This is a genomic window from Streptomyces nigrescens (assembly GCF_027626975.1).
GTDB classification, from domain to species: domain Bacteria; phylum Actinomycetota; class Actinomycetes; order Streptomycetales; family Streptomycetaceae; genus Streptomyces; species Streptomyces nigrescens.
In genome coordinates, this window is record NZ_CP114203.1 from 2,788,284 (window position 1) to 2,814,084 (window position 25,801).

20 protein-coding genes are annotated in these 25,801 nt (G+C 68.4%); 6 read left to right on the forward strand and 14 right to left on the reverse strand.

Features of this window, described 5'->3' with window-relative positions; translation table 11 throughout:
• Positions 1 to 9: 9 nt before the first annotated feature.
• From STRNI_RS12580 to eccD, 4 genes are all read right to left on the reverse strand, one after another.
• Positions 10 to 1,389, reverse strand: coding sequence for a M16 family metallopeptidase (locus STRNI_RS12580; protein WP_093645217.1), 1,380 nt, complete (start codon positions 1,387 to 1,389; stop codon positions 10 to 12).
• The gene (locus STRNI_RS12585) at positions 1,386 to 3,605 is read right to left on the reverse strand and encodes a polyribonucleotide nucleotidyltransferase (protein ID WP_018093353.1); all 2,220 of its coding nucleotides are present in this window, start codon (positions 3,603 to 3,605) and stop codon (positions 1,386 to 1,388) included. The genes STRNI_RS12580 and STRNI_RS12585 overlap by 4 nt, the downstream gene beginning before the upstream one ends.
• A 294-nt stretch (positions 3,606 to 3,899) precedes the next feature.
• Positions 3,900 to 4,187 (reverse strand): 30S ribosomal protein S15, encoded by a 288-nt coding sequence (gene rpsO / locus STRNI_RS12590; RefSeq protein WP_006602744.1) that lies wholly within the window; start codon positions 4,185 to 4,187, stop codon positions 3,900 to 3,902.
• A gap of 158 nt (positions 4,188 to 4,345) precedes the next feature.
• Positions 4,346 to 5,809, reverse strand: a complete 1,464-nt coding sequence (gene eccD / locus STRNI_RS12595) for a type VII secretion integral membrane protein EccD (protein WP_018093354.1) — start codon at positions 5,807 to 5,809, stop codon at positions 4,346 to 4,348.
• A 254-nt stretch (positions 5,810 to 6,063) separates the two neighbouring features.
• Here eccD and STRNI_RS12600 point away from each other — a divergent pair, with 254 nt between their 5' ends.
• On the forward strand, positions 6,064 to 10,020 hold the full coding sequence (locus STRNI_RS12600; RefSeq protein ID WP_026170315.1) for a type VII secretion protein EccC: 3,957 nt from the start codon (positions 6,064 to 6,066) through the stop codon (positions 10,018 to 10,020).
• Between the two features lie 113 nt (positions 10,021 to 10,133).
• Here the strand turns inward: STRNI_RS12600 and STRNI_RS12605 are convergent, their stop codons facing one another.
• Together STRNI_RS12605 and STRNI_RS12610 are read right to left on the reverse strand one after the other, a co-directional pair.
• The gene (locus STRNI_RS12605; protein ID WP_266445203.1) at positions 10,134 to 10,880 is read right to left on the reverse strand and encodes a WXG100 family type VII secretion target; all 747 of its coding nucleotides are present in this window, start codon (positions 10,878 to 10,880) and stop codon (positions 10,134 to 10,136) included.
• Positions 10,877 to 11,185: a hypothetical protein gene (locus STRNI_RS12610; RefSeq protein ID WP_109892867.1), complete on the reverse strand. Its 309-nt coding sequence runs from the start codon at positions 11,183 to 11,185 to the stop codon at positions 10,877 to 10,879. Before STRNI_RS12610 ends, STRNI_RS12605 begins: the two co-directional genes overlap by 4 nt.
• 239 nt (positions 11,186 to 11,424) lie before the next feature.
• Here STRNI_RS12610 and STRNI_RS12615 point away from each other — a divergent pair, with 239 nt between their 5' ends.
• The 3 genes from STRNI_RS12615 to STRNI_RS12625 all read left to right on the forward strand — a co-directional run bounded on the left by STRNI_RS12615 (position 11,425) and on the right by STRNI_RS12625 (position 15,681).
• Positions 11,425 to 11,832, forward strand: coding sequence for a hypothetical protein (locus tag STRNI_RS12615; RefSeq protein ID WP_159485890.1), 408 nt, complete (start codon positions 11,425 to 11,427; stop codon positions 11,830 to 11,832).
• Positions 11,833 to 12,211: 379 nt separating this feature from the next.
• Positions 12,212 to 14,353 carry an ATP-binding protein gene (locus tag STRNI_RS12620; RefSeq protein ID WP_277411280.1) on the forward strand — a complete coding sequence of 714 codons (2,142 nt, stop codon included), beginning with the start codon at positions 12,212 to 12,214 and terminating at the stop codon, positions 14,351 to 14,353.
• A complete protein-coding gene (locus tag STRNI_RS12625; protein ID WP_148589670.1) occupies positions 14,350 to 15,681 on the forward strand; it encodes an SUKH-4 family immunity protein in 1,332 nt (443 codons plus the stop codon). Before STRNI_RS12620 ends, STRNI_RS12625 begins: the two co-directional genes overlap by 4 nt.
• Positions 15,682 to 15,786: 105 nt before the next feature.
• Here the strand turns inward: STRNI_RS12625 and STRNI_RS12630 are convergent, their stop codons facing one another.
• Positions 15,787 to 16,086, reverse strand: a complete 300-nt coding sequence (locus STRNI_RS12630) for a hypothetical protein (RefSeq protein WP_109892863.1) — start codon at positions 16,084 to 16,086, stop codon at positions 15,787 to 15,789.
• Between the two features lie 433 nt (positions 16,087 to 16,519).
• Here STRNI_RS12630 and STRNI_RS12635 point away from each other — a divergent pair, with 433 nt between their 5' ends.
• Together STRNI_RS12635 and STRNI_RS12640 are read left to right on the forward strand one after the other, a co-directional pair.
• Positions 16,520 to 16,849 carry a WXG100 family type VII secretion target gene (locus tag STRNI_RS12635; RefSeq protein WP_274738425.1) on the forward strand — a complete coding sequence of 110 codons (330 nt, stop codon included), beginning with the start codon at positions 16,520 to 16,522 and terminating at the stop codon, positions 16,847 to 16,849.
• 145 nt (positions 16,850 to 16,994) lie between these two features.
• On the forward strand, positions 16,995 to 18,023 hold the full coding sequence (locus STRNI_RS12640) for a WXG100-like domain-containing protein (protein WP_187413083.1): 1,029 nt from the start codon (positions 16,995 to 16,997) through the stop codon (positions 18,021 to 18,023).
• A 208-nt stretch (positions 18,024 to 18,231) separates the two neighbouring features.
• Here STRNI_RS12640 and STRNI_RS12645 read toward each other — a convergent pair whose 3' ends face one another.
• The 7 genes from STRNI_RS12645 to STRNI_RS12675 form a co-directional block, all read right to left on the reverse strand.
• Positions 18,232 to 19,596 carry a S8 family serine peptidase gene (locus STRNI_RS12645; protein ID WP_277411281.1) on the reverse strand — a complete coding sequence of 455 codons (1,365 nt, stop codon included), beginning with the start codon at positions 19,594 to 19,596 and terminating at the stop codon, positions 18,232 to 18,234.
• Positions 19,597 to 19,687: 91 nt separating this feature from the next.
• The gene (locus STRNI_RS12650) at positions 19,688 to 21,187 is read right to left on the reverse strand and encodes a hypothetical protein (protein WP_277411282.1); all 1,500 of its coding nucleotides are present in this window, start codon (positions 21,185 to 21,187) and stop codon (positions 19,688 to 19,690) included.
• Between the two features lie 40 nt (positions 21,188 to 21,227).
• Positions 21,228 to 21,575: a hypothetical protein gene (locus STRNI_RS12655; RefSeq protein WP_277411283.1), complete on the reverse strand. Its 348-nt coding sequence runs from the start codon at positions 21,573 to 21,575 to the stop codon at positions 21,228 to 21,230.
• A gap of 20 nt (positions 21,576 to 21,595) precedes the next feature.
• Positions 21,596 to 22,846, reverse strand: coding sequence for a type VII secretion-associated serine protease mycosin (gene mycP / locus STRNI_RS12660; RefSeq protein ID WP_051104288.1), 1,251 nt, complete (start codon positions 22,844 to 22,846; stop codon positions 21,596 to 21,598).
• A 189-nt stretch (positions 22,847 to 23,035) separates the two neighbouring features.
• A complete protein-coding gene (locus STRNI_RS12665) occupies positions 23,036 to 23,329 on the reverse strand; it encodes a WXG100 family type VII secretion target (protein ID WP_018093366.1) in 294 nt (97 codons plus the stop codon).
• A 121-nt stretch (positions 23,330 to 23,450) separates the two neighbouring features.
• Positions 23,451 to 23,774: a WXG100 family type VII secretion target gene (locus STRNI_RS12670; RefSeq protein WP_026170319.1), complete on the reverse strand. Its 324-nt coding sequence runs from the start codon at positions 23,772 to 23,774 to the stop codon at positions 23,451 to 23,453.
• A 365-nt stretch (positions 23,775 to 24,139) separates the two neighbouring features.
• Positions 24,140 to 25,741, reverse strand: coding sequence for a type VII secretion protein EccB (locus tag STRNI_RS12675; protein ID WP_159485904.1), 1,602 nt, complete (start codon positions 25,739 to 25,741; stop codon positions 24,140 to 24,142).
• Between the last annotated feature and the right edge of the window lie 60 nt (positions 25,742 to 25,801).

The following is a 25,801-nucleotide window of genomic DNA, read 5'->3' on the forward strand; positions in this document are numbered from 1 at the left end:
CAGCGGGGCCTATGCGACGACGTCGTCCAGCCGGGCCGCCTGCCGGTCCTTCAGCGGGCCGATGACGGACAGCGAGGGGCGGGTGCCCAGGACGTCCCGGGCCACCTCGCGCACCTCGTCCGGGGTGACGGCGGCGATCCGCGCGAGCATCTCGTCGACCGACATCTGCTCGCCCCAGCACAGCTCACTCTTGCCGATGCGGTGCATCAGCGCGCCGGTGTCCTCCAGCCCGAGGACGGTCGAGCCGCGCAGCTGGCCGATCGCGCGGCGGATCTCGTCGTCGGTGAGGCCCTGGGACGCCACCTGGTCGAGTTCGTCGCGACAGATCTTGAGGACGTCGTGCACCTGGCTCGGGCGGCAGCCGGCGTAGACGCCGAACAGCCCGCAGTCGGCGAAGCCCGAGGTGTACGAGTACACGCTGTAGGCCAGGCCGCGCTTCTCGCGGACCTCCTGGAAGAGGCGGGAGCTCATCCCGCCGCCCAGGGCGGTGTTCAGCACCCCCATCGCCCAGCGCCGGTCGTCGGTGCGCGCCATCCCGGGCATCCCGAGGATCACATGGGCCTGCTCGGTCTTGCGGTTGAGCAGTTCGACGCGGCCGGCGGTGCGGATGGCGCGGGCGCCGGAGCGCGGCGCCATCGGGGTGGCGTCCGTCCGGTCCAGTGCCCCGGCCTGCTCGAAGGCGCGGCGGACCAGGCGGACGACCTTGGCGTGGTCGATGTTGCCGGCGGCCGTGACGACGAGGTGCGTGGGGTCGTAGTGCTTCTTGTAGAAGCGGCGGATGCGCTCGGGGGTGAGGGCGTTGACGGTGTCGACGGTGCCCAGGACCGGGCGGCCGAGCGGGGTGTCGCCGAGCATGGTGTGCGCGAACAGGTCGTGCACGCAGTCGCCCGGGTCGTCCTCGGTCATCGCGATCTCTTCGAGGATGACGCCGCGCTCGGCGTCCACGTCCTCGGCCTCCACCAGCGAGCCGGTGAGCATGTCGCACACCACGTCTATGGCGAGCGGCAGATCGGTGTCGAGCACCCGCGCGTAGTAGCAGGTGTACTCCTTCGCGGTGAAGGCGTTCATCTCGCCGCCGACCGCGTCGATGGCGGCGGAGATGTCCAGCGCGCTGCGCCGCTCGGTGCCCTTGAAGAGCAGGTGCTCAAGGTAGTGCGTGGCGCCGTTCAGGGACGGGGTCTCGTCACGGGAGCCGACGTTCGCCCAGATCCCGAAGGTGACGGAGCGGACCGTCGGCAGCGTCTCGGTGACGATGCGCAGGCCGCCGGGGAGGGTGGTCCGGCGGACCGTACCGGCGCCCGCGGTGCCCTTGAGAAGCGTTTGGGTACGGGCGACGGCCCGCCCCTCCGTGGAGGTGCGGGCCGTCGTCGTGTGCGTACGAGACGTCACTTGGCGGCGTCGTCCTTCGTGTCCGCGGCCGCGTCCTCTTCCTCGATCACGGGGATCAGGGAGAGCTTGCCGCGCTGGTCGATCTCGGCGATCTCGACCTGGACCTTGGCGCCGACCGCGACCACGTCCTCGACGTTCTCCACCCGCTTGCCACCGGCGAGCTTGCGGATCTGCGAGATGTGGAGCAGACCGTCCTTGCCCGGGAGCAGGGAGACGAACGCACCGAAGGTGGTGGTCTTGACGACCGTGCCCAGGTAGCGCTCGCCGACCTCCGGCATGGTCGGGTTGGCGATGCCGTTGATCGTGGCGCGGGCGGCCTCGGCGGCCGGGCCGTCGGCGGCACCGATGTAGATCGTGCCGTCGTCCTCGATCGTGATGTCGGCGCCGGTGTCCTCCTGGATCTGGTTGATCATCTTGCCCTTGGGGCCGATGACCTCACCGATCTTGTCCACCGGGATCTTGACGGTGATGATCCGCGGGGCGTTCGGGGACATCTCGTCCGGAACGTCGATGGCCTCGTTCATCACATCGAGGATGTGCAGACGGGCGTCGCGGGCCTGCTTGAGCGCGGCGGCCAGGACGGAGGCCGGGATGCCGTCCAGCTTGGTGTCCAGCTGGAGGGCGGTCACGAAGGTCTTCGTGCCGGCGACCTTGAAGTCCATGTCGCCGAAGGCGTCCTCCGCACCGAGGATGTCGGTGAGGGCGACGTAGTGGGTCTGGCCGTCGATCTCCTGGGAGATCAGGCCCATGGCGATACCGGCGACCGGGGCCTTGAGGGGCACACCGGCGTTCAGCAGCGACATGGTCGAGGCGCAGACCGAGCCCATGGACGTCGAGCCGTTGGAGCCCAGCGCCTCGGAGACCTGGCGGATCGCGTAGGGGAACTCCTCGCGGGTCGGCAGCACCGGCACGATGGCGCGCTCGGCGAGCGCACCGTGGCCGATCTCCCGGCGCTTGGGCGCACCCACGCGGCCGGTCTCACCGACGGAGTACGGCGGGAAGTTGTAGTTGTGCATGTAGCGCTTGCGGGTCACCGGGGAGAGGGTGTCCAGCTGCTGCTCCATGCGGAGCATGTTGAGGGTGGTGACGCCCAGGATCTGGGTCTCGCCACGCTCGAACAGGGCGGAACCGTGCACCCGCGGGATGGCCTCGACCTCGGCGGCGAGCGTACGGATGTCCGTGACGCCGCGGCCGTCGATGCGCTTCTTCTCCTTGATGACGCGCTCACGGACCAGGCTCTTGGTCAGCGAACGGTACGCGGCGGAGATCTCCTTCTCGCGGCCCTCGAACTGCGGGAGCAGCTTCTCGGCGGCCACGCCCTTGACGCGGTCCAGCTCGGTCTCGCGCTCCTGCTTGCCGGCGATGGTCAGCGCCTGGGAGAGCTCGTCCTTGACCGCGGCGGTGAGCGCCTCCAGGACGTCGTCCTGGTAGTCGAGGAAGATCGGGAACTCACCGACGGGCTTGGCGGCCTTGGCGGCGAGGTCCGACTGGGCCTTGCACAGGACCTTGATGAAGGGCTTGGCGGCTTCCAGACCGGCGGCGACGACCTCTTCGGTCGGGGCCTCGGCGCCGTCCTTGACCAGCTGGATGGTCTTCTCGGTGGCCTCGGCCTCGACCATCATGATCGCGACGTCGCCGTCCGGGAGGACGCGGCCGGCCACGACCATGTCGAAGACGGCGTTCTCGAGCTCGCTGTGGGTCGGGAACGCCACCCACTGGCCGTTGATCAGGGCGACACGGGTGCCGCCGACCGGGCCGGAGAAGGGCAGGCCGGCCAGCTGCGTGGAGCAGGAGGCGGCGTTGATGGCGACCACGTCGTAGAGGTGGTCGGGGTTGAGCGCCATGACCGTCTCGACGATCTGGATCTCGTTGCGCAGGCCCTTCTTGAAGGAGGGGCGCAGCGGCCGGTCGATCAGGCGGCAGGTGAGGATCGCGTCCTCGGAGGGGCGGCCCTCACGGCGGAAGAAGGAACCGGGGATCTTCCCGGCTGCGTACATCCGCTCCTCGACGTCGACGGTCAGCGGGAAGAAGTCCAGCTGGTCCTTCGGCGTCTTGGAAGCGGAGGTGGCCGACAGCACCATGGTGTCGTCGTCCAGGTACGCCACGGCGGAACCGGCGGCCTGCTTGGCCAGGCGGCCCGTCTCGAAGCGGATGGTGCGGGTGCCGAAGGAACCGTTGTCGATCACGGCTTCGGCGTAGTGGGTCTCGTTCTCCACCAGGAATATCTCCTCGTATGTGTCCGCTGCCCGTGTGGCAGGGGACCGTCTTCGGTGGAGCGCCGGAACGGGCCGGTCTTCGATCGAAGCACCCGGAGCGAGGGCCATGGATCTCCATGGATCATCCGGGGGCCACTACCGAGGACCGGCGGCCAGGTGGCGCTCCTACCGCGTTCGCTTTTTGCGATATGGCACCAGACTACAAAGCTTCCGTCCACCTCGCGGCGGGGCGGAGATCCGGTGCATATGGCAAAGGGAGCGGCCCCCGGTGGGAACCGCTCCCTCTACGGCGTCTTACTTGGCGCCCGCCGCGCCGCGGCGGATGCCCAGGCGCTCGACCAGCGCACGGAAGCGCGTGATGTCCTTCTTCGCCAGGTACTGCAGCAGGCGACGGCGCTGGCCGACGAGCAGCAGCAGACCACGGCGGGAGTGGTGGTCGTGCTTGTGGGTCTTGAGGTGCTCGGTCAGGTCCGAGATGCGACGGGAGAGCATCGCGACCTGAACCTCGGGGGAACCGGTGTCACCCTCCTTGGTGGCGAACTCGGCCATGATCTGCTTCTTCGTGGCGGCGTCGAGCGACACGCGGTACTCCTCTTGGTTTCGGCCCGTGAGCGCCCCTGGATTTGCTTCACAGGGAATCTTGGATGACTCGACCGGGCCGTCACACAGCGTACCAGCTGGCAACGGCCCCCCGACCGGCTGGTCGGGGGGCCGCGGAAAAGCCCGGTGAAGCGGGGGTGCTAGCTGCCGGTGAGGCCGCGCACCGTGGCGTACACGTCCAGGACCGCCAGGCACAGCGGCACCAGGGACAGCAGGATCAGACCGTCGAAGAGGTCGAAGATCCGGCCCCAGAAGGGGGTGACGCCCTTGCGCGGGACGACCAGGCCGACGCCCACCAGGAGGGCGGCGCCCGCCGCGATGCTGCTGGAGAACCAGACGGTCCGGATGTTCAGCGGACCGGAGTCCTGGAAGCGCTGCAGCTCGACGAAGATCTCCGTCGGCGGGTTCAGCGCGATGCCCAGGATCAGCAGGACGATCGTCAGGATGCCCGCGATGGTCAGGCAGGCGACCTGCGCGGTGTAGTCGAAGAGCCGGGCGCGGAGCATGATCGTGATGCCCGCGGCCATCGCCAGCAGCTGGGCCCACATGTTGTCGGAGAAGCCGAGGACGGCACCGGCCGAGCCGACGACCAGGGCGGCGCAGCCGGCGACCAGGCCGAGCAGCAGCTCGTGCCCGCGCTTGGCCTGGTTGCCGATCTTGACGAAGTCGACGGACTCGGTCTCGCCGCTGTTGTCGTAGGAGCCCTTGGCGATCTGGTCGGGCGACTTGTAGCCGATGGGCAGCCGGGCGAAGCGGGCGGAGAGGCCGGGCAGCCAGGCGACCAGGGCGATGGCGACGACGGCGGTGACGGCGGCGACCTCGCTGGGCCCGGCGTCGGTGAGGATCGCGGCGAAGACCGCGAGGGTGCCCATGGCGGAGAGGAACGCGGCGGCGACGAAGGGTGCGTCACCGCGCGGCAGCAGGACCACCAGGAGCGCGGAGGCGATCAGCACGGTCACACAGCCGACGAGGAGGTGCAGCCGGCCGGGGCCGGCGCCCTCCTCGACGGGGAAGATGCCGGAGCCGGCGAGCAGCAGATGCGGAAGTGCGGCCAGGCCCAGCGCGATGGAGGAGCCGTGGTCGTCGTAGACGCGGGCGCGGACGCCGGCCAGGGCGACCAGGACGATGCCGACGACACCGGCGATGATGCCGGGCAGGCGGTGCATGTCGCGGTCGATGGGGTTCGAGAACCACAGGGCGAACGCCATCATGACGAGCAGGAGCACACCGGCGGTGAGGCCGACGACATGCATGAGGTCGTCGCTCCAGCGGCTGCGGTTGCGCTTGACCGCGGAGGCGACGGCGTCGGAGACATCGTCGAAGACCGGGAGCGGCAGCGACTCGGCGAACGGCTTCAGAAGAAGGAGGTCGCCGTCGAGGATCTGCTGCTGCGCGAGCGACTGACCGGCGTCAAGTACCGTGCCGTCGCGGCGTACAAGGTGATAGCCGGTCGGGGCGCCCTCCGCCTGGGACTGACCGGAGAGCCGCAGAATCTCCGGATAAATGTCCACGAGTGCGACGTCCTCCGGCAGAGCCACGTCGATCCGTGCGTCCGGCGCGGCGACTGTGACCCGGCAAAAGCCGGTGCCAGTGCTCGTGCTCACCTGGCGGTTCCCCCTATCCGTTGGGCGTTTTGTCGCGTCGCGCGCCCTATATATAGAGCCGTCTCCACGGGGCTGGGGCACGCTCGCGAGGCGTCAGCGTACCGTCCAATTCAGCGGCCGCCCCACCCGCCCCGAGACTTGACGCTTAACAGTAGGATCAACGCCTGCGTCGGGCCAAGTACTTGGCCCGGGGGACCGTCGAATCCAACGGGGGCGGTCCGAGACTGCGAGATGCATGAAGGACTGATGCCTCGGTGAGCGTTGTCATCGTCAAGCGCCCGCCCCGCGCGCTGCCACCCGAAGTCCCCTCGGAGGAGGTGACACTCGAGGCACCTCCGGAGCTTCCGCGTGAGGGTGAATCAGAGAACATGCTGATGACCCTTATGCCCATGATGGGCATGGCGTCCTCAGCGGGATTCTTGTTCATGGGCAATCAGCCGTTCATGAAAATCATGGGCGGCTTTATGGTGGCGTCCACTCTGGCAATGGCGATCGTGCAGATCGTCAAGGCCCGCCAAGGGCCTTCCGGGCAAATGCTCCAAGAGCGCCAGGATTACCTCAAGTACCTTACGCAGAAGCGAAAAGAGGTACGGCGCACCGCGCGCAAGCAGCGGGACGCCCAGCTGTACACCCACCCCGACCCGAGCCAGTTGTGGTCCATCGTGGCCGAGGGCAAACGGGTATGGGAGCGCCGGTCGGGCGATCCGGACTTCGGACAGGTACGGCTGGGGCTCGGGCCGCAGCAGCTGGCCACTCCCCTGCGGGCTCCGGAGACCGCTCCGGTCGACGAGCTGGAGCCGCTCACCGCGCATGCGATGAAGGAGTTCCTGGACAAGCACGGGCACTTGGACAACCTGCCGCTGGCGGTCTCGCTGCGTGCCTTCTACCACCTGACCGTCTCCGGTGACCCGGACACGGTCTACGGCGCCTCGCGCGCCGTCATCGCCCAGCTGTGCACGCTGCACTCGCCCGAGGACCTGATGGTCGCGGTGGTCGCCGCGCCCGGTGCGCAGGCGGAGTGGGAGTGGACGAAGTGGCTGCCGCACGTGCAGGACAAGACCACGGACGGCGCCGGTTCGCGCCGGCTGGTCGTCGGCGACCTCGGTGAGGTCGAGGAGCTGCTCGCGGACGACCTGGACGGCCGTGGCCGGTTCAACCCGCAGGGCACTCCGGTGACCGACTCCCCGCATGTGGTGATCGTGCTGGACGGCGGCGATGTGCCGATGGACTCGGTGATCGCCGGAGCCGAGGGCCTGCAGGGCGTCACCATCCTGGAGGTCGTACCGGGCGATCTGGACGAGATCCGGGGCGGTCTGGCCGTACAGGTCCAGCCGGGCAAGCTGGTGCTGGAGTCGGCCAGCGGCGCGGTCTACCACGGTGTCTGCGACACCCTGTCGATCGCCGAGTCGGAGTCCCTGGCGCGCCAGCTGGCCCCGCTGCGGGCGGGTTCCGGTGCCGACGGCGAGGAACCGCTGCTGTCGAACCTGGACTTCACCGATCTGCTGAACCTCGGTGACGCCGGTTCCGTCGATGTGTCGCGTACCTGGCGGCCGCGCACGCTCCACGAGCGGCTGCGGGTGCCGATCGGTGTCGACAAGGACGGCCAGCCCGTCATGCTCGACATCAAGGAGGCCTCCCAGGAGGGCATGGGCCCGCACGGTCTGTGTGTCGGTGCGACCGGTTCCGGTAAGTCCGAGGTGCTGCGCACCCTGGTGCTCGCGCTCGCGGTGACCCACTCCTCGGAGACCCTCAACTTCATCCTCGCGGACTTCAAGGGTGGCGCCACCTTCACCGGTATGTCCGAGATGCCGCACGTCGCGGCCGTCATCACCAACCTCGGTGAGGACGTCACCCTGATCGACCGCATGCGCGACTCGATCACCGGTGAACTCCAGCGCCGTCAGGAGCTGCTGCGCTCCGCGGGCAACTACGCCAACATCACCGACTACGAGAAGGCACGTGCCGCGGGTGCGCCCCTGGACCCGCTGCCGTCGCTGGTGATGGTGCTCGACGAGTTCTCCGAGCTGCTGACCGCCAAGCCCGACTTCATCGACATGTTCATCCAGATCGGCCGTATCGGCCGGTCGATGGGTGTGCACATGCTGCTCGCCTCGCAGCGTCTGGAAGAGGGCAAGCTGCGCGGTCTGGACACCTTCCTGTCCTACCGGCTGGGTCTGCGGACGTTCTCCGCGGCCGAGTCGCGGACCGCGATCGGTGTGCCGGACGCCTACCACCTGCCGAACGTCCCCGGTTCCGGCATCCTCAAGTACGACACCGAGACGATGGTCCAGTTCAAGGCCGCGTACGTCTCGGGTCCCTACCGCGGTCCCGGTGCCGGCGGCGGCGCCGGCGGCAGCCGGACGCGGCGGCTGCCGGTGCCGTTCACCGCGGCCCCGGTCGTCGAGCAGATCATCGAGGACCCCACGCCGGTCGAGCCGGTCGCCCCGGAGCAGGACGACGCGCTCGCCGACACCGTGCTCGATGTCATCGTCCAGCGCATGCAGGGCCAGGGCCCGCCGGCGCACCAGGTGTGGCTGCCGCCGCTGGACGAGCCGCCGACGGTCAACCAGCTGCTGCCGACGCTCGCGGTCACGCCCGAACGGGGTGTGCACGCACCGGAGTACACCGCGCTCGGCAAGCTCGTGGTGCCGGTCGCGCTGGTGGACAAGCCGTTCGAGCAGCGGCGTGACGTGATGTACCTGGACTTCTCCGCCGGTGCCGGTCACGGTCTGGTCGTGGGTGGTCCGCAGTCCGGTAAGTCCACGCTGATCCGGTCCGCCATCGCCTCGTTCGCGCTCACCCACACCCCGGCCGAGGTGCAGTTCTACTGCCTCGACTTCGGTGGCGGCGGCATGCTGTCCATGGAGGGCCTGCCGCACATCGGTGGTGTCGCCTCGCGTCTGGACGCGGAGAAGGTGCGCCGTACGGTCTCCGAGGTCGTCGGCATCCTCAACGAGCGTGAGGAGTTCTTCCGGGCCAACAACATCGACTCGATCGGGACCTACCGCCAGCGGCGGGCCGCGGGCACCTACCCCGACCAGAAGTGGGGCGACGTCTTCCTGGTCATCGACGGCTGGGCGACGTTCAAGACCGACTACGAGCAGATGGACCCGGTGATCCTGGATATCGCCGCCCGGGGTCTCGGTTTCGGTGTCCACCTGATCATCGCCGGCGCGCGCTACACCGAGGTGCGTCCCGCGCTGCGCGACCAGCTCCTCAACCGCGTCGAGCTGCGCCTGGGTGACCCGATGGAGTCGGAGTTCGACCGCAAGCGCGCGGAGAACGTCCCGATGGGCAAGCCCGGTCGCGGTATGTCCCCCGAGAAGCTCGACTTCCTGGCGGCGCTGCCGCGGCTGGACGGGATGAGCGACCCGGAGACGCTCAGCGACGGCATCGCGAACCTGGTGTCGACGGTCAGCGAGCACTGGCAGGGCGACCCCGCCCCCGCGGTGCGGATGCTGCCGACGATGCTGCACGTCAACGAGCTGCCCAAGGGCAGCGACTACCCGGACCACGGGATCGCGATCGGTGTCGACGAGACGACGCTGTCGCCGGCGTTCATCGACTTCGAGACCGACCCGCTGCTGGTCATCTACGGCGAGAGCGAGTCCGGCAAGTCGTCGCTGCTGCGCCTGCTGACCAAGCAGATCGCCGAGCGGTACCCGTCCGACAAGGCGCTGATGGTGGTCTCCGACTACCGTCGTGCGCTGCTCGGCGAGGTTCCCGAGAGCCACCTGTACAAGTACTGCGCCGCGGGGCCGCAGTTGCAGGAGGTCATCAGCGGTCTGGCCGGTTCGCTGGGCCGGCGGATGCCGGGCCCGGACGTCACGCCGGAGCAGCTGCGCAACCGCAGCTGGTACGACCTGCCGGACGCGTTCGTCATCGTGGACGACTACGACCTGGTGGCGACCAGCAGCGGCAACCCGCTGCAGCCGCTGCTGGAGTACCTGCCGTTCGCCCGTGACCTGGGTCTGCGCCTCATCATCGCGCGCAGCTCCTCGGGCGCCGGACGGTCGTCCTTCGAGCCCGTGATGCAGCGCACCAAGGAGCTCGGTGCCCAGGGTCTGATCCTCTCCGCCGATCCGGCCGAGGGTCCGCTGATGGGCAACATCAAGGGCCAGAGCCTGACGCCCGGACGGGCCACGTTCATCACGCGTAAGCGCGGTGCGCAGCTGGTCCAGACGGGCTGGCTGCCGGCGAACGGCCGCTGACCGGCCGGACACGGAACGGCGGTGGGGCGTCCCTCCTGGGAGGGGCGCCCCACCGCCGTTTTTCTTCGGTGCGCGGTGCGTTCGCGCCGGTGCCGGCCGGTGGCCGGGCGCGGTCAGCCGAACGCGCCGTGCTGGGTGACGTCGGGAGCGGGCTGGCCCGGAGCCTCGCCGCCGGACGCCGGGGCGCCCTTGGCGCGGGCGTCGCCGCCGGTGGCGGCAGCGGCGGCGGGCTCGGCGGCCGTCCCCTTCTTGTCCTGCCCGGCCTTCGGGGCCCGCTCCTCGCCGGGGGCCGGCTCCGCGACGTCCGGCTGGGTCCGTGCGCCCTTGGCGATGCCCTCGCCGCCACGCGTCTTGGCGTCGCCGTGCTTCGCCGGTCCGAACGGGTCGGGCCCCTGCGCGGCCGTGGAGGTCTCCCAGGTGTGCCGTACGACCGGTCCCCGCGACTGGCCGCCGCCCCCGCCGCGCTTGCCGAACGCGCCGCCGAGGCCGTTGGCGAGCTGGCCGAGCGCCATGAAGCCGTAGGCGACCTCGGGGCCGGACGACGACTGCGTGGTGGCGGAGCTCTTCACCGGCGGTGCCTCGTGGTGTTCCTCGCCGCCCTTGTCCTCGGGGGGTGCGGCGGCCGCGTTCTCCAGGTCGGCGGCGGCCAGTTCGAAGGCCGGCAGGGCGTCGTCGACGGACCGCTTGAGGCGGTGCCACTCCCCCGCGAACGCCTCACCGGCCGGGCCGTGCCAGTTGGCCGCGGCGGCGGTGCCGACGTGCCGGTCCAGATCGCGGACGAGCCCGTCGAGGTGCTTGCCCATCTCCCGCCAGCCGGCCGCCGCTTCGTGCAGGGCTTCGGGGTTGCGTCGCTCGCTCACTTGACGCTCCGCATCATCTCGACCAGCTCTTCCTCGGCCGCCTGCGTATTCGCGACGGTCTCCTTGATCCCTCCGCCGACCTCGGCGAGCCGCTGCTGCAGCTGGACGAGCGCCTGCTCGGCCTGTTCGTACAGCTCACGGAACGGCCGGGCCTCCTCCTCGCTGCCGAAACCGTCCCGAAGGGCCTCGGCATCGGCCCGTCGTCTGAATGCGGCAAGCTGCCGGCCCAGTTCTTCCGCGCGTATCTCGAAGGTCGCACCGAGCTTGTGCAACTCCTCTGTACTGAGCCGGACTTCGTCGGACATCATTTCTCCCCGAATTGAATGACAGCTACCTGCCAACATCGCCTCAGGTCTAGCACACCCGCAATAGGCACGAAGCCCTCTCCGGAGCGGGCGGACGGCGAACCGCGGAATGCATACGGAGCAATATGCGGCAATACCGACAAGCCCCTCCTTGACGACCTGTTCACATCCGTCATTAGACTTCAGGACGCCGGTGCAGCACACGCGGTTGCTGTGCCATCACGTTCAAGGGGGCAGGGATGAGCAACGAACGGCAGATCCAGGACGAGGACCTGATGGACGTCGCCCAGGATCCGGAGCAGGCACACCGGCTGCGTAAGGCACTGAAGGTCCTGGCGGAGAACCCCAACGTCGGCGGCAAGCTCCAGGAGATGGCCCAGGAGGTGCTGTCCGGCCGCATCGGCATGAAGGACGCGATCGAGACGCCGCGGTACATGGACGCGCTGGGCGACCGGATGAACGAGATCCGGCGGGCCGCGGAGAACCAGACCATGGCGGAGCGCGAGGAGTCGCGCGAGAAGTTCGCCGCCTGGCAGAAGGAGCAGGAAGCCAAGGAGGACGAGGAGCGCGCCGAGCGCGACGGTCCGACGGGCAACATCGTGTCCACTCCGCGGCGCGGCGGCCGGGGCGGCGGGCACCGGGGCTGACCGGCCACCGCCCGCGCGATGCCGGGCGGCGGTGCGGCGGGAGCGGCCGATCTTTTCCGCCGCCGAAATCAGTTCAAAGAGTCCATAGAGGCGATACGGAAGAAAGCAGATCGGCCGCCGGATTCCTCGGGCAGATCTGCTTCCTTTCGGCACAGGGCATTCCCGCTTTCTCCACATCACACCCAGGGGACAACTCACTTAACGCGCGACTCGCGAGCCACCTGACGCAGTCGCCCGGCAAGGTCCCGGCCTGCGTGTTCCAGTTCCGGCACAGCCACCCCCGCGCCGTCCCGTGCGCGCGGTCCGGATCATAGGATCGAGCCGGTACACGCAGGAATCCACAAAGGTGGAGGCGGGATTGATGGGGGACGAGGAAGCCATGAGCGCCTCAGATGAAGGAAACGCCGCAGCGGCCGGATACGCACCTCATCCGTTTGTCGGCGGCCGCACCGCGGCGCTCCGCGCGCTCGCGGCCTGGCGGATGCGGTGGCCCGGCGCCCCGCGCGTCGTCGTGCTCACCGGAAACCCGGGCAGCGGGCGCTCGCGCCTGGTCACCGGCTTCCTGATGATGTGCGATCCCGGCTACCGCAAGCAGCTGCCGCTGGACGACCTGGACCCGGCGACCGTGCCCCCGGACCTGCCGGCGCCCGCCGTACCGAGCCCCTCGGGGCGCACCGCGGCACAGGTGTTGTGGCTCATCGCCGATCATTTCGGACTGAGCGCGGACCGCCGTGACGACATCTGCCCCGAACTCGCCGCTCGTGAAGAGCCGGTGACGATTGTGGTGCCGGATGTCGACCGGGCCGGCCCGGTACGTGCCGCCAACGAGCCGGCCCGCCTCGTACGGGAGGTGCTCAAGCCGCTCGCCGCCGCCGAAAAGGTGCAGCTGCTCGCCGATGTGCCGCGCGAGCTGGCCGCGGAGCTGGCCGAGGCGCTGCCGCCCGGCCAGGTGCAGATCATCGATCTCGATGCGCCCGAGTGGGCCGACCCCGAGGGTCTGGTGCTGCACGCCCTGACCGCGCTCGACCCCGACGCCGGGGCGCCCGGACTCCCCTTCACCACCGACCCGGCCGTGCGCCGGACGCTCGCCGAATCCCTCGCCCGGCGCGCGGACGGCAGTCGGCTGACCGTCCAGCTCGCCGTGCAGTCCCTGCTCATGCAGCCCGAGGGCTTCGACCCGGCGGACGAGACCCTGCTGCCCGGCAGCGTCGGCGAGGCCCTCGATCTGCATGCCCGCCGGCTGGGCGCCGATCCGCAGACCCTGCGGCTGCTGCTGGCTCCGCTCGCCTTCGCGGAGGGCGAGGGGCTGCCCGTCCAGCTGTGGGGTGCGCTGGCGAGCGCCGTGGCCGGACGGGACATGAGCCAGGACCTCGCCGACGGCATGCTGCTGGCCGCGCCATTCATCCAGCCGGTCGAGCAGACCGGGGACGCGGACGACGAGGACGGGGCCGGGGCCGGGGCCGACGGCGGCCGTACGCTGCTGCGTCTGCAGCACCCGGGGATCGCCGAGGAGATCCGCTCCGGGCTGCCGGACGTCCGGGACGCCCAGACCAAGATCGCCATGGCGCTGCTGGAAGCGGTGCCGCAGCAGAACTGGTCCAAGGCCGATCCGTACATCCGCGACCATCTCGCCGCCCACACCCTCGACGCCGGTCTGCTGCCCCAACTCCTCACCGACCCGGGCCTGTTCGCCCACGCCGACCCGGTGACGATGCGGGCCGCCATCGAGGCCGTACCGCTGGAGCAGCTGGGCGCCCCGGCCCGTACGTACCTGCGCACCGCTCCGCTGCTGACCCGCTCCCAGGCCCCGGCCGGCATGCGGGCGGCGTTTCTGGAGACCGCTTTCGTCGAGGACGGGCTGGCGCCGTACGCGGAGGCGCTGCACACCCTCGACTTCGCCCTGCCGTGGCGCACGCTGTGGAGCGTGCCACTGGCCGGCGTCCGCGCCGTGACCACCGGTTCCCTGGCCCAGGAGGGCGGGGACGGTACGACCGCGACGGCCCCGGGCGCGGACGGCGCCGGGGCGGCCGGCGGGGAAGGACCTCTACCGGCGTCCGGCGCGGCCGCTCCCCGTCCCGTTGCCGCCCTCGTCGTCCCCGAGGGCACCCCCGGCTCCCGTACGATGCCCGGCCCGGACGGCGACTCCTCCGAGGCCGGCGGCTCGGCGCTGCTCCTGCACGATCTGCTGCGGCCCGGATATGTCGACGCCGACCCGGCGCAGGTGCGGCTGCCCTCCGAGGAGGCGAAGGCGGCGGCGCCCTTCGGGTTCAGCCGGGGCGCCGACTATCTGCGGGTCTGGGACCGCGCCGGTCAGGAGGTGGTGGCCGCGCTGCTCTCGGACACCCCGCTCACCGGCGCCGATCTCTCGCCCGACGGGGTGCTTGTCGTCGCCACCGCACGCGGGGTGACCGCCCGGCAGATCCTCGCCGCGGCACCCGCGGCCACCCCCACCGTGCCGGCCCAGCGCACCGGCTCCGCCGACTCCGACGCTTCCGACGGCCTCGAAGGAGACCACTCGTGATCAACCAGGCGCAGGCACATGCCACCGCCGCCCGCTGGCTCAACCCCGAGGGACATCAGGGTCCCCCGCGCGAGGTGGCCATGCAGGAGTTCGACCTCGGCTGGGTGGTGTGGGCCGTACCGCCGCCCCCGGAGGTCGACCCGCAGACGGGGCAGCGGCGCCCGCCCGCCGAGGTCGGTGCCGCCTGCGGCGTCGTGGACCGGACGTCCGGCGAGCTGACGGTGTGGCCGTCCGTACCGGTCGACGAGGTCGTGCGGATGTACCAGCAGAAGCACGGTGCCGGCGCCGCCGCGGCTCCGGCGGCACCCGCCGAGCCGCCGGTCACCGGCCCCGGCAACACCGCCGTCGCGACCTACCCCGACCCGGCGACCGGCGAGGAGACCAGCCTCGCCCGTGTCTCGGCGCCCGGACTGCCGCCCGCCGAGTTCCAGCTCTTCGACGAGCTGCAGCGGCTGGGGGTGCACCCCGCGAACGTCCGCGCGGTCCACACCGATCTGCGGTCGGCACTCCTGCCCGGCGGCTACCCCGGCGACTTCATCCTCCGCACCTTCCCGAACGCCACGTTCTCCTGCACCCAGGGCTACGGCATGCGGCCCGAGGAGCGCGCCGAGGGCATCGCCGGACTGCTGCAGCACGTCGCGCTGATGCACCAGTTGGCGGGACAGCAGCCACCGCCGCGGCCGCACCGGCTGCCGGTGCCGCAGCGGGTCGAGGCCGCACCGCCGATGCGGGACGTGGCGCTCGGCAAGCACCTCGTGGAGGTCTTCGGGCCCCAGGGCGTCACCCGCCCGGACGCCGATGACCTCGCCACCGGCCGGCTGCCCGAGGCCACGAAGAACACCCTGGTCTGGGCCGGTCTGCCGGCTCAGGTGCCGTACTTCTTCACCGCCGACCGGCCGGACTCCCCGCCCGCCGGCGGACTGTTCCCGGATGTGGCGACCTACCTGCGGGAAACCGGCACCGAGGCCCAGGAGCAGACCCTGGCCACCCTCGCCGGCTACGTCCGGATCGGCAGCGACGGCCTCTACACGCTCGCCGTCCAGTGCACCGCCGCGGAGGAGAACCAGAACCTGGTCGGCACCGTCTGGGCGGTCCAACCGTCCTCGGGCGGCGGCCGGTTCGTCAACCGCACCCTGTCCGCCTACCTCCGCTCGCTCGCCCTGCTGGTCACCACGCGCCGGCAGATGCAGGGCATGGACCCGTACGCGGCGGGAACGGCGGTCGCCACCTTCCAGGACCAGATCGCGGCGATCGACTCCTGGGCCCTGGACGATGACAGCAACTGGTGGTCGCTGGTCATTGAGCAGATGTGGCACGGGTTGTTCTGAGGGGCTGGGGGTCTGGGGGTCTGGGGGTTTTGACCGGGGGCTGGGGGCTTTGATCGGGGGGGCTGGGGCTGCCCTCCCTTCTCCCCGGTCCTCCCCGGCCTCACCTCAGGGCAACAGCAGCCAGTCCGAGGCGAGGGCGGCCGCCAGGCCGATGCCCAGCAACCAGGTGCCGAGCCGGGTGCGCCCGTTACGGCTGAGTTCGATCACCACACCGCAGAGCACCAGTGCGGCTCCGTACACCCCGACCACCAGCACCGATGTGCGCGACGCCAGGCGCACCACGAGCACCCCGGCCATCGCGGCCATCAGCACCGAGGCCAGGACGATGCGTATTCGCCGGGCCTGACGAGGCGTCAGTCCCACATAAGTCTCAGAGAGGGGCTCTTCATCGCCGGGTACGTCCATGAGCGGGAATGCTACGGGACGAGTGATCGCCGGTCCGCCCCGATCCCCGAGCCGAGCTTCAACTCGCTCCACGAAGGGGCCCTTTGGCCCGCCGACGCCGGACACTCAACACCGAACACCTAACACCGCACACCGAGAACTCACCACCCGTCACTCCGCCCCGGAAATCCAAATGATTGACCAACGGCGTACCAATATTTAACCTTCCCTTTCAATACGCCGTCGCGGCACGCACATCCATGCCGCCCCACAAGATTCACCAATGCCCCAGGTGGGTCAATTCCCCCGAATCCAAACGCTGTTGATGCGACAGGACTCCCACATTCCCTCCACACCCCTCGCCTTGACATGTCTGCGTTCAGATCGCCTAATGTGGAATCGTTAAGGATGCGACAAGTATCTGCGCGGGACATCCCGCAATACGGGGGCAGTGGTGGCAGGCAAGGCGTTTGATGTAGAGCCGGATGTGCTGCGCACACAGGGCAACGCGTTCGTGCACATCGGCAGCGATTTCTCCAAGGCGTCGAAGAAGCTCCAAGACGATCTTGAAGGCCTTGGCAGCCCCTGGGAGAACTGCGACTTCGGCGATATTTTCGAAACGATCTACACGCCCATCAGGGACGGCATGTTCGAGTCGATGGACTCCCTGGGCGAACGCCTCGAAGGTATTGGCGACAAGCTCCAGAACATGGCCGTCTCGTACACCGAATCCGACGAGCAGGGCATTCACACCATCAGCGCGGTCGGCCGCCCGGCCATCTGACGCCCGTCCCGCCACCCATGAGCCCGGGCCGGCCCTTTGAGCCCCGCGCCCCGCCCCCTGATGCGCGCCATCAGCCTCTCTTCTCCTTCTTCTCCACCACCATTGCACTCCGCAATCGGCTACAACTGCACGGGGGACGATTACTGTGTCATTGACGCTGCCAAGCGAGGTAGCTTGGGTCCTGGACCTCCTCGGCTACAACTGGCCGGACGCCGACGAGGACAAGCTCCACGAATGCGCGCAGGCCTGGCGCAACTTCGCCGAGTCGGTCAATCAAGCATCCTCGCAGGGCTCTTCGGCAGCCAATGAAGTCGTCTCCGCCAACTCCGGTGATGCGATCGAGGGCTTTGCGAACGAATGGGGAACCTTCTCCGGCGGCGGAGACAGCGGGGACAACTACCTCCGCGACGCCGCCGCGGCCGCTGAAGTCATCGCTCTCGCCTTCGACGCGGCCGCCCTCGCCGTTCTCGCCGGGAAAATCGCGGTCATTGTCCAGCTCGTGATTCTGGCCGCCGAAATCATCGCGGCACAGGCCGCCGCGCCCTTCACACTCGGTCTGTCCGAGATCGGTGCCGCAGGCGCCACTCAGGCGACGCGAGTGATCGTCCGTCAGATCCTCGACAAGATCAAACGCGAGGTCATGGAGGCGGCCACCAAGGCCATGGAGCATGCCACCATGGACGCCATCAAGAAGATGGCGAAGAAGGCCGTGTCCAAGGAAGCCCGCAAGATTGCGGCGGACTATGTGAAGAAGACGGTCAAGGAAACCGTCAAGGACAAGGTCGTCGATCAGGCGAAGGAAATCGCCCGGGACAAAATCGTCGAAGAGGGCAAGGCCAAGGCCCAGGAAGCCGCCACGGAGATGGCCCAGAACGTCGCGCAACAGGGCATCGAGAGCCACTTCGGCGCCCGCGACGGAATCGACTGGGGCGAAACCACCGACATCGCCAAGGACAAGGCCGGCGAATACGTCGACGGCATCAAGGAAGGCGCCCAGGAGTACAAGGACGGCGTCACCAGCCTCACCGACCCCGGCACCTACATCGACCACGCCAGGCAAGACCTCACCAACCGAGGCCTCGACGCCGCCCAGCGCCACACCGACCGCCACACCGGCGGCGCGGCCACCCGCAACCAGGGCGTAACGGACGAGGTCCGCTCGGTCTTCGGCTGATCCGGCGTCCCACGGTCACAGCAAAAGGGCCCACAGCCTCCTCGGCTGTGGGCCCCATCCGATTGCCCGGAACTGCGACTGCGCGGTGGCCCGCTACTACACCAGGCGCCTGCCACCAGCTCGTTTCGAGGAGAGGTGCCCTAGCGAATTGCGGCGGTCCGGCGCCTGATTACCACCCGGAGATCTCTACAGCGAAGACGAGGAGATCTCACTGCCCCGGAGGCTGAGTGGGAGGTGCCGACGGGTAAGCGCCAGGCGCTCCCGACTGCGGGTAAGCACCAGGTGCTCCCGACTGCGGGTAAGCACCAGGGCCTCCCGGCTGCGGGTAGGCACCGAACTGCTGCTGGGGCGGAACTCCGGAGCCGCCACCCGGACCACCGAAGCCAGTGCCACCAGGAGGCGGACCATTGCGGCGCTTCTTCGCGGCAACGACCACACCGATGACAATTCCCAGCACGACAACCACGCCGAGAGCAATACCGGCGAGCGCGAGGGGGCTCAGGCTGCCCGCTTTGTCGCTCGCGCTCTCCTGAGCTTCGTTCCCCGGAGCATCCGCACCCGCGCCGGCAGAAGGCTCAGAATCCTTCGGCATCGTGAGCGGCCCGTTCTTCGACCCGTCGGGGATGTCCTCCGAGAGGGCCCGGTACGGACGAATCACGCCGTAGCCGTACTTGGGGTCGGGCGACGTGATGCCCGTCTTGCCATCGGGAGTGATCGCCGTCTTCGTGAGCCGATTGGCGACCTGACCCGCGGTGAGATCCGGGAACTTCGAACGAACGAGGGCCGCGGCGGCGGATACGTAGGCCGTGGCGTCGGAGGTGCCCGTACCTTGCCGATACTTCGGGGAAGTTCCGGCTGAGTAGATCTTCTCACCCGGAGCAATCAGGCGGATGTGGGGGCCATAGTTCGACAGACCAAGGACCGTGCCGTCCTTGGCCACTGCCCCTACCCCCAGCACGCCAGGCGCTGCAGCCGGATAGAGCGGCTTACTTGACCCCTCATTGCCGGAGCCACCAACTAGCAGCACATCCTTCTTTACGGCGTAGTTGATCGCGGCTTTTTCCTGCTCATCCAAGCGAGGAGTCACAAAGGACATGTTGATGACCTTTGCACCGTGATCAACTGCGTAGCGGATAGGACCGTCGACGCTGTTGGAGGAACCACCAATCGTGTCATTGGTCTTGATGGGAAGAATCTTGGCATCCGGCGCCAGACCCATGATTCCGTCGCCATGGTTAGGTCCGTGGCCGTGGCCCGCGATCAACGCGGCCATGGCCGTTCCGTGATCATCATCAGTCTCGTGGTCTGCCGTACCGCCCCCGTCGGCAAAGCTCTTCCCTGGAAGCACATTGCCCTTGAGGTCGACGTGATCCCCATTGACACCGGAGTCGATGACCGCAACGGTGACGTTCTTACCGGTCGACTCTTTCCACACCTTCTGCGGATTGAACGCGTCAAGCGCCCACTGTCCGTCCCTGATGTAGTCCGCCGAAGCGGTAGGCGCGGCGGTGAAGAGCAGCGCTCCTGCCACCGCTACGCCACCCACCGCACGCAGCGTCCGCGTGAAGCCCATGCTGTAACACCTCTCCTCAACAGGTTGCGGCCCGCAGCCCGAAGGACTGCGGGCCCACCTCGTTTCCGCCGCTGTCACACCCGAAGGCTAGCTACTCAATGACCTTCGGAGCCACATTGCGCTCGGGCGTCCAGGTCTCTTCGTCCTCGACCAGGTAGTCCGGGCGCTCGCCGTTCTGCCCCTTGTCGTCCTTGGCCTTGGCACCGTGCATACCGTGCGCCCCGGGCATCCCAGCCGGACGCCGGCTACCGGAAGCCCCTTCACCCGACTGGGCGCCGCCGCGGCTGCGGTGCAGACCCGAGCCGCCCTGGGTGCCACCGACTCCCTTGCCTCCGGTACCGCCGCCGACGAGGCCACCCTTCTGGCGGGCGAGACCACCGCCACGGCCTGCCGCACCAGCGCCCGTGGCGCCGCCCTTGGCGCCCGCCGCACCGGCACCAGCCATACCGGGCATGCCCGGACGGCCTGCTCCACGGCCGGCTGCCCCAGCTCCGGCGGACGTACCACCAGGGCGACCACCAACGGTCCCGCCGGTGCGTCCGCCGGGCGTGCCGCGGCCGGCCATACCGCCCGGCATACCGGGAACGCCGCCCGGGCCGCCCCCGATACCGCCGGGACCGCCACCACCACTCAGGCCTCCGGTACCAGGGCCACCACCGGCGCCACCTGGGACACCGACACCGCCGCCTGGACCAGTGGGCGCTTGCGGCAGAGTGACGCTGTCAAGCCCCGTACCCACACTCGGCGGCGTGAAGGAGCCCTTGCCCGGCATCGTGTTTCCGATGCCGCCGTTGATCCCCGGCGTCTTCAGGCCGTCGCTCGAGAACCCCGGCCCCTGCCCCAGGGGCTTCATTGAACCCTTGGACATCCCCTTGGGCTTGGTGACGCTTCCCGGGAGAGGGTAATGAACCGGCGGGACTCCCGGGTTGTCCGGCGGCTGGATCTCGTTCGGGTCGTCAACGCGACCATTGGGCTTACCAATGGCCACAGCGTTGGTCCGGTAGGCGGCACCCAGGTACTCCATGGTCGCCGCAGCCTTCAGCTGGGTCTCCTTCTGGGCCGACAGGTCATCTTCGTTGTCCTCGACGACCTGAGTCGCGCTCTTACCGCTGGCCAGCTGCGAGTCCGCCTTCTCGTCCTGGCGGGCGATGTTGTCGGTCGCCCAGTCCCAGGCCCGGTCGCCGAAGTCAGGCATCTCCATGCCGTCAAGGTGCTTCTTGTACTCGCTCAGGGCCTCATGTGCACGGCCCATGCCTGCGCTGACGTTCTTGGCATACAGAGCGCCGTTCCCGATGTTTTCGCTGATCCTCTTGGCGCGCTTGCGGAACGCCTCCGCAGCGTCGCCCTCCCAGTGCTCCAAGACCTCGTCGATGGCCTTGTCGAAGTACGCGCGGATGCCACCGCCGTTGTCGGCCACCATCGCGTCGTGTACCTGTTTCCACGCGTGGGAAACGCCGGCGACCGTCTCCGGCTTCGCATCGGCCACCATGGCCTTCAGCGTCGTGAAGTCGATCTTGTGAAACTTCGTGGTGTTCTCGATGGCATAGCACTTGTCCTGTGGTGCGTACTTACTGTCCGCGTAACTACCCACGCCCCTGCCCCCTCTTCCTCTGCGAACTCATTGCCGTCGATCAGGAGTACTTGTTCTGCGTTGAAGACTGGCCGTTCTTCAACGCATTGCTCGTGCTCTGCTCCTGGTCCTGATAGGCACCATGAGTCCTCGTAGTCTTCTTCTGAAGATCGTCGATCAGGCCCTCGAGCTTACTGAGCACAAACTCCTCGATGAATTCCTTCATCTCGCGATGCGTCTGCCGAAGTTCGCGCTCTTCCTCGAAGCCCTTGCCCAGCGCGCCGTCCGGCAGATGCGTCCCGCTCTTGGCCTTGCCCGAGGCGCTCTGCATGTCCTTGAGCACGTTGTTGAGCTTCTTGACGACCTCATCGAGTCTGTCGAGATCAACGCGATAGGAATCGTTAGCCATACCTGGCCTCCCCGTGTGTGCTATGCGTTCTTCCGACGCCAGTCGCGGAGCGCGATGGCGGAGCCGACGACCGCGGCGACGGCAAGAAGGCCGCCGCCGACAATGTAGATGGAGATGCGGGCGCGTCGTTCCTCGGCGGATTCACCGATGGTGACGGCGGCCGGCAAGATGTTGGAGCCGTCAGCCGCGTTGGAGGGCTTGTCCGGCTGGGGTTCGGCGGTGGGCCTGGTGTCGTCGTTGAGGGCGGCCACCGGGTCGACGACGCCCCAGCCGATGTTCTGGTCCGCCTTCGGGCGCACACGCTCCGCGGTCTGCTCCAGGTGCCAGATGACCTGCTGCGGGGTCCACTTCGGGACCTCGTTCCGGTGCTTCGCGATCAGGAGGGCCGCGGCGCCCGCGGCGTAGGGTGCGGCGAAGCTGGTGCCCTGGTCGACGCAGTTGCCGCCATCAGGGACGGTGGAAACCATGTTCACGCCGGGCGCGGCGATGTCGACCCATTTTCCGGGCTGGGAAAAGGGGGCGCGCTCATTGTTGCGGTCCGAGGCGGCAACGGACAGGACGTTGTCGAACTCCTGGAACGCGGCGGGATACATGTTCTTTTCCTTGCCGCTCGCGCCGTCGTTTCCGGCCGACGCGACAATGAGGACGTTCTTCTGGGCGGCTCGCTGGATCGCCGCCCTGAGGGGCACCAGCTTCTCCCGGCCGGCGTCCGTGCCCTGGGAGATGTTGATGATGTCGACCCCCAGCCCGACCGCGTGGTCGATGGCGGCGGCGAGGCTCGCGGCGGTGCCGGCCTTCTCCTCGGTAGTCTGCTGCAGCGGAATGACGGTCGCTTCAGGGGCGATTCCGTGGAAACCCGAACCCGGCTTCTGAATGGCGGCGATGATGCCCGCCACCTTGGTGCCGTGGCCGACCCGATCGTCGGTCGGCTTGCCCTCGCCGGGGACGAACTTCTTGCCGCCGCCTCCGATGTTGGGCTTGATCTGCGAGTTGCCCGCGTCGATGCCGGTATCGATGACGGCGACCTTGACGCCCTTCCCTCTGGTGTCGGCCCACATCTGGTTGGTCAGGAGGCGCTGGAGCGACCAGGGGGTCTCTTTGATGTCGTTGGTGCCGAACTTGCACTCACCACTGTTGAGCGGCACGTTCGGGTCCGCGACCGCCGGTGCGGCGGTGGCACTCGACAGGCCGACGATGCACGCCGCCGTGACCAGTGCACCCGCCGCTCGGCGGCGGTGCCCGGCTCGGTGACCAATGGCGCGAGATCCCACGGGCTTTCAGCTCTCCATGTGTGGCGAATTAGGCAGGAATGAAGGGTGAGAGGAAGGAGGCGGAGGAGTGAAGGGGTGGTGGACGGCAGAAGGGCGAGCGCACTGATGCAGCGCGCTCGCCCTCATGGACCACTGTGCGAGCAGCCGGGCTGCTCAGGTCTGGCCGTATCCGGCTCGACTGACCGAAGGTCAGCCTCCCCAGATGCCGGAGTTCTTGTGCTCAGTGGCCTGGTAGTTCTGAGCGGCCTGGTCCAGCGCCTTGGCGATGGCCTCGAGCGTCGAGTGCAGGGAAGCGGCACGCTGGTCCCACTCGCGCTGGCGGGCCTGGTAGCCCTCCTGCGCCGCACCTTCCCAGCTCGCGGCGATCTTCTTGACGCCCGCCTCGAGGTCGTCGAGCTGCTGACGGATGTTGTTGGCCGTTCCGCGCACGTCGGAGCTGGCCTGCGAGATCGTCGCGAAATTAACGAGGATCTGGCCTGACATGGTGTCTCCTCAGGAGTTGATGATGCTGGTCGATTCACGCACCACAGCGGGCCGGCGGTACGACCGGCGGGCCCGGGCTGCGGCGGCTGGGCCGTGCGCCGCGGTCAGCGGCGCGGCCCCATCATCCGAACGGGGAAGCCGAGGCGGAGATGTGCGAGATCGACTGCGCCTGCTCCTCTTCGGAGGCGGAGTAGTTCTTGGTGGTCTGGTCGATCGCTTCCTTGATCTCACCCAGGAGCTGGTTGAGACGGGTGGCGTCCTCGTTCACCTTTGACTGGAGCTGGTTGTACGAGGAGGCCGCAGCACCCTTCCAACCAGACGTGATGGTGTCGACGACCGTGTTCAGGCGCGAGATCTCGCCCTGGATCGACTGGTTGACCGAGGAGATCTTGCCGCTGAACGCGACCATCTCCTCCTCGGTGGTTGTGTACTGCTGACCAGCCATAGTCAACGTCCCCCATGAGACTTGTACGTCGTACCGCACCGGGCAGCCACAGGCGCTCGCGCGGCAGGCATCTCCTGCTGACGCCTTTGGCTACTTTAACCACTCGATATGGCTGTTCCCAACAGGGGGAGCGCTGTTGTGACGGGATCACAACAATGTCAACTGGCCGTCAGTGAAACGTTGTTCACGAGAAACGGACAGATGTACCGCTATCGGTCATTCGCCAACAGGGCCGGACCGGCGAAGATCACATCGAGAAGTCCGTCGCGGCCCCGGAAGAAAAGCGGGAGCGGGGGAATCCGGAGTACGCCGAAGGCCGCACCGAATGCCGGTTTCCCCGGGACTCGGTGCGGCCTTCGCTCATCTCAGGACGACTGCGGCTTCTTGGCGCTCTGAATGTCCAGCGACGGGCCGGCCGAGAGGAGTTCGGACCAGGCCTTCAGGATCAGCGGCGGATGCGTGCCCTCATAGCCGAGGTGGATCTTCGCCTTGTCCTGTTCGTCGTCGGCCTTGCCGGACTTGCTGTCGCTGTCGTTGTTCCTCGGCAGCGGATAACGCAGTCCGGTGTCGGTGATCAGGAACTGGCTGCCGGTCTTCGTCTTGGGGTTGCGCACCTCCGTGTACAGCAGGCCGCTGCCCGGAGTGACGTACGAGTTGGCGCCGGTGGCGATCTTGACCGGGTAGTCGTCGCCGACCCAGGTCTGCATGTCCGGCACACCGTTCGGGTAGCCGAGCTGCTTCTCCTCGCCGCCCGGGAGCTTGATGTTCTTGCCGTTGTAGACGCTGCAGGACACACCGTTGCGCGTAGGCCTGGTCAGCCCGCCGGTCATGGAGCCGTGTTCGAAGTCGTTGGCCACCGAGAGGCTTTCGGACGGCCACGGGCGGGGGAAGCCGCTGGCGATCTCGCCCATGAAGTTCGTCGCGTTCCCCGCGTCGTCCGACTTCGGGTCGACGGCGTTGACGGCGATGGGCTCGGGCTTGATCGGCGAACCGTCGCCGTTCACCTTGTCCGCGTTCGCCCCCTCCTCCAGGAGGTTCGCGATGAAGCCCGACACCTGCTCGACGCCGTCCCGCTCGACGACGTACTTCTGGCCGGTGCTGTCCTGGAGGATCGAGCCGATCTTCTTGGCCCGCTCCGGGACCTTGGGGTCGGTGGTCTCTCCGCCCGCGCCGGAGACCACGGGCATGGTGATCCCGAGCTGGCGCGGGAGGACGAGGAGGGTGTCCATGAACTCCTGCGACACCTGCTGCGGCTGGGCGGAGCCGAAGATCATGCGGCGCAGCCTGTCGTTGACCGCTTCGCTTCCGCCGTTGAACTCGAAGGCCTTGCCCTCGCTGTCGACCAGCCACCTCTTCTTCTCGGGGTCCTCGACGTACAGCGCCTGACGGGGGGCGACCCTGTTCTTGCCCTCGACGGCCTTCTTGTCCTTGTCCCCCAGGACGAACACGGCCTGCTGGGGCTTGCTGTTGAGGCCGCTGCCGGGGCGGTTGCACACCGCCCAGGTCTTCGGCTTGTCGGCGTCCTCGGTGGAAGGCAGCCGGTCGGGGGCGTAGGGAATACCGATGGCCGGACCGTGCGGGATCTTTCCGTCCAGCTCGGATTCCTTGACCTTGACCACCTTGAACTTCGGGTCGATAAGCAGCCGGGCGGAGGAGAGGTTAAGGATGGGGTGCAGCAGTTTCTGCTTGTCCTTGCCCTGCAGGACGATATAGCGCGTGGTGGATTCGTCCCCGACGATGACATTCTTCCCGATCTCGTCCCAGCCTTGCGGGGCAACCGGCTTGAGAATGCCACAGGCACCGAATCCCACGAGGATGACAACGCCCATCACGATGCTGGGTACCACCGCCTTGAGGGGGCGGGGGGCGCTCTCGATCGAACCGTTCGGCAGCGGCTTCAGAAATGCCGCATTCGTGCGCTTTCGAGCGAACGAATACGCATTCAGCTCGTCCCGACGTGATGCCATTGTTGCTTTCTCTCCCCGCCTGTCGGATCCACATCGACCGCCCCCGGCACTCACGCCGTA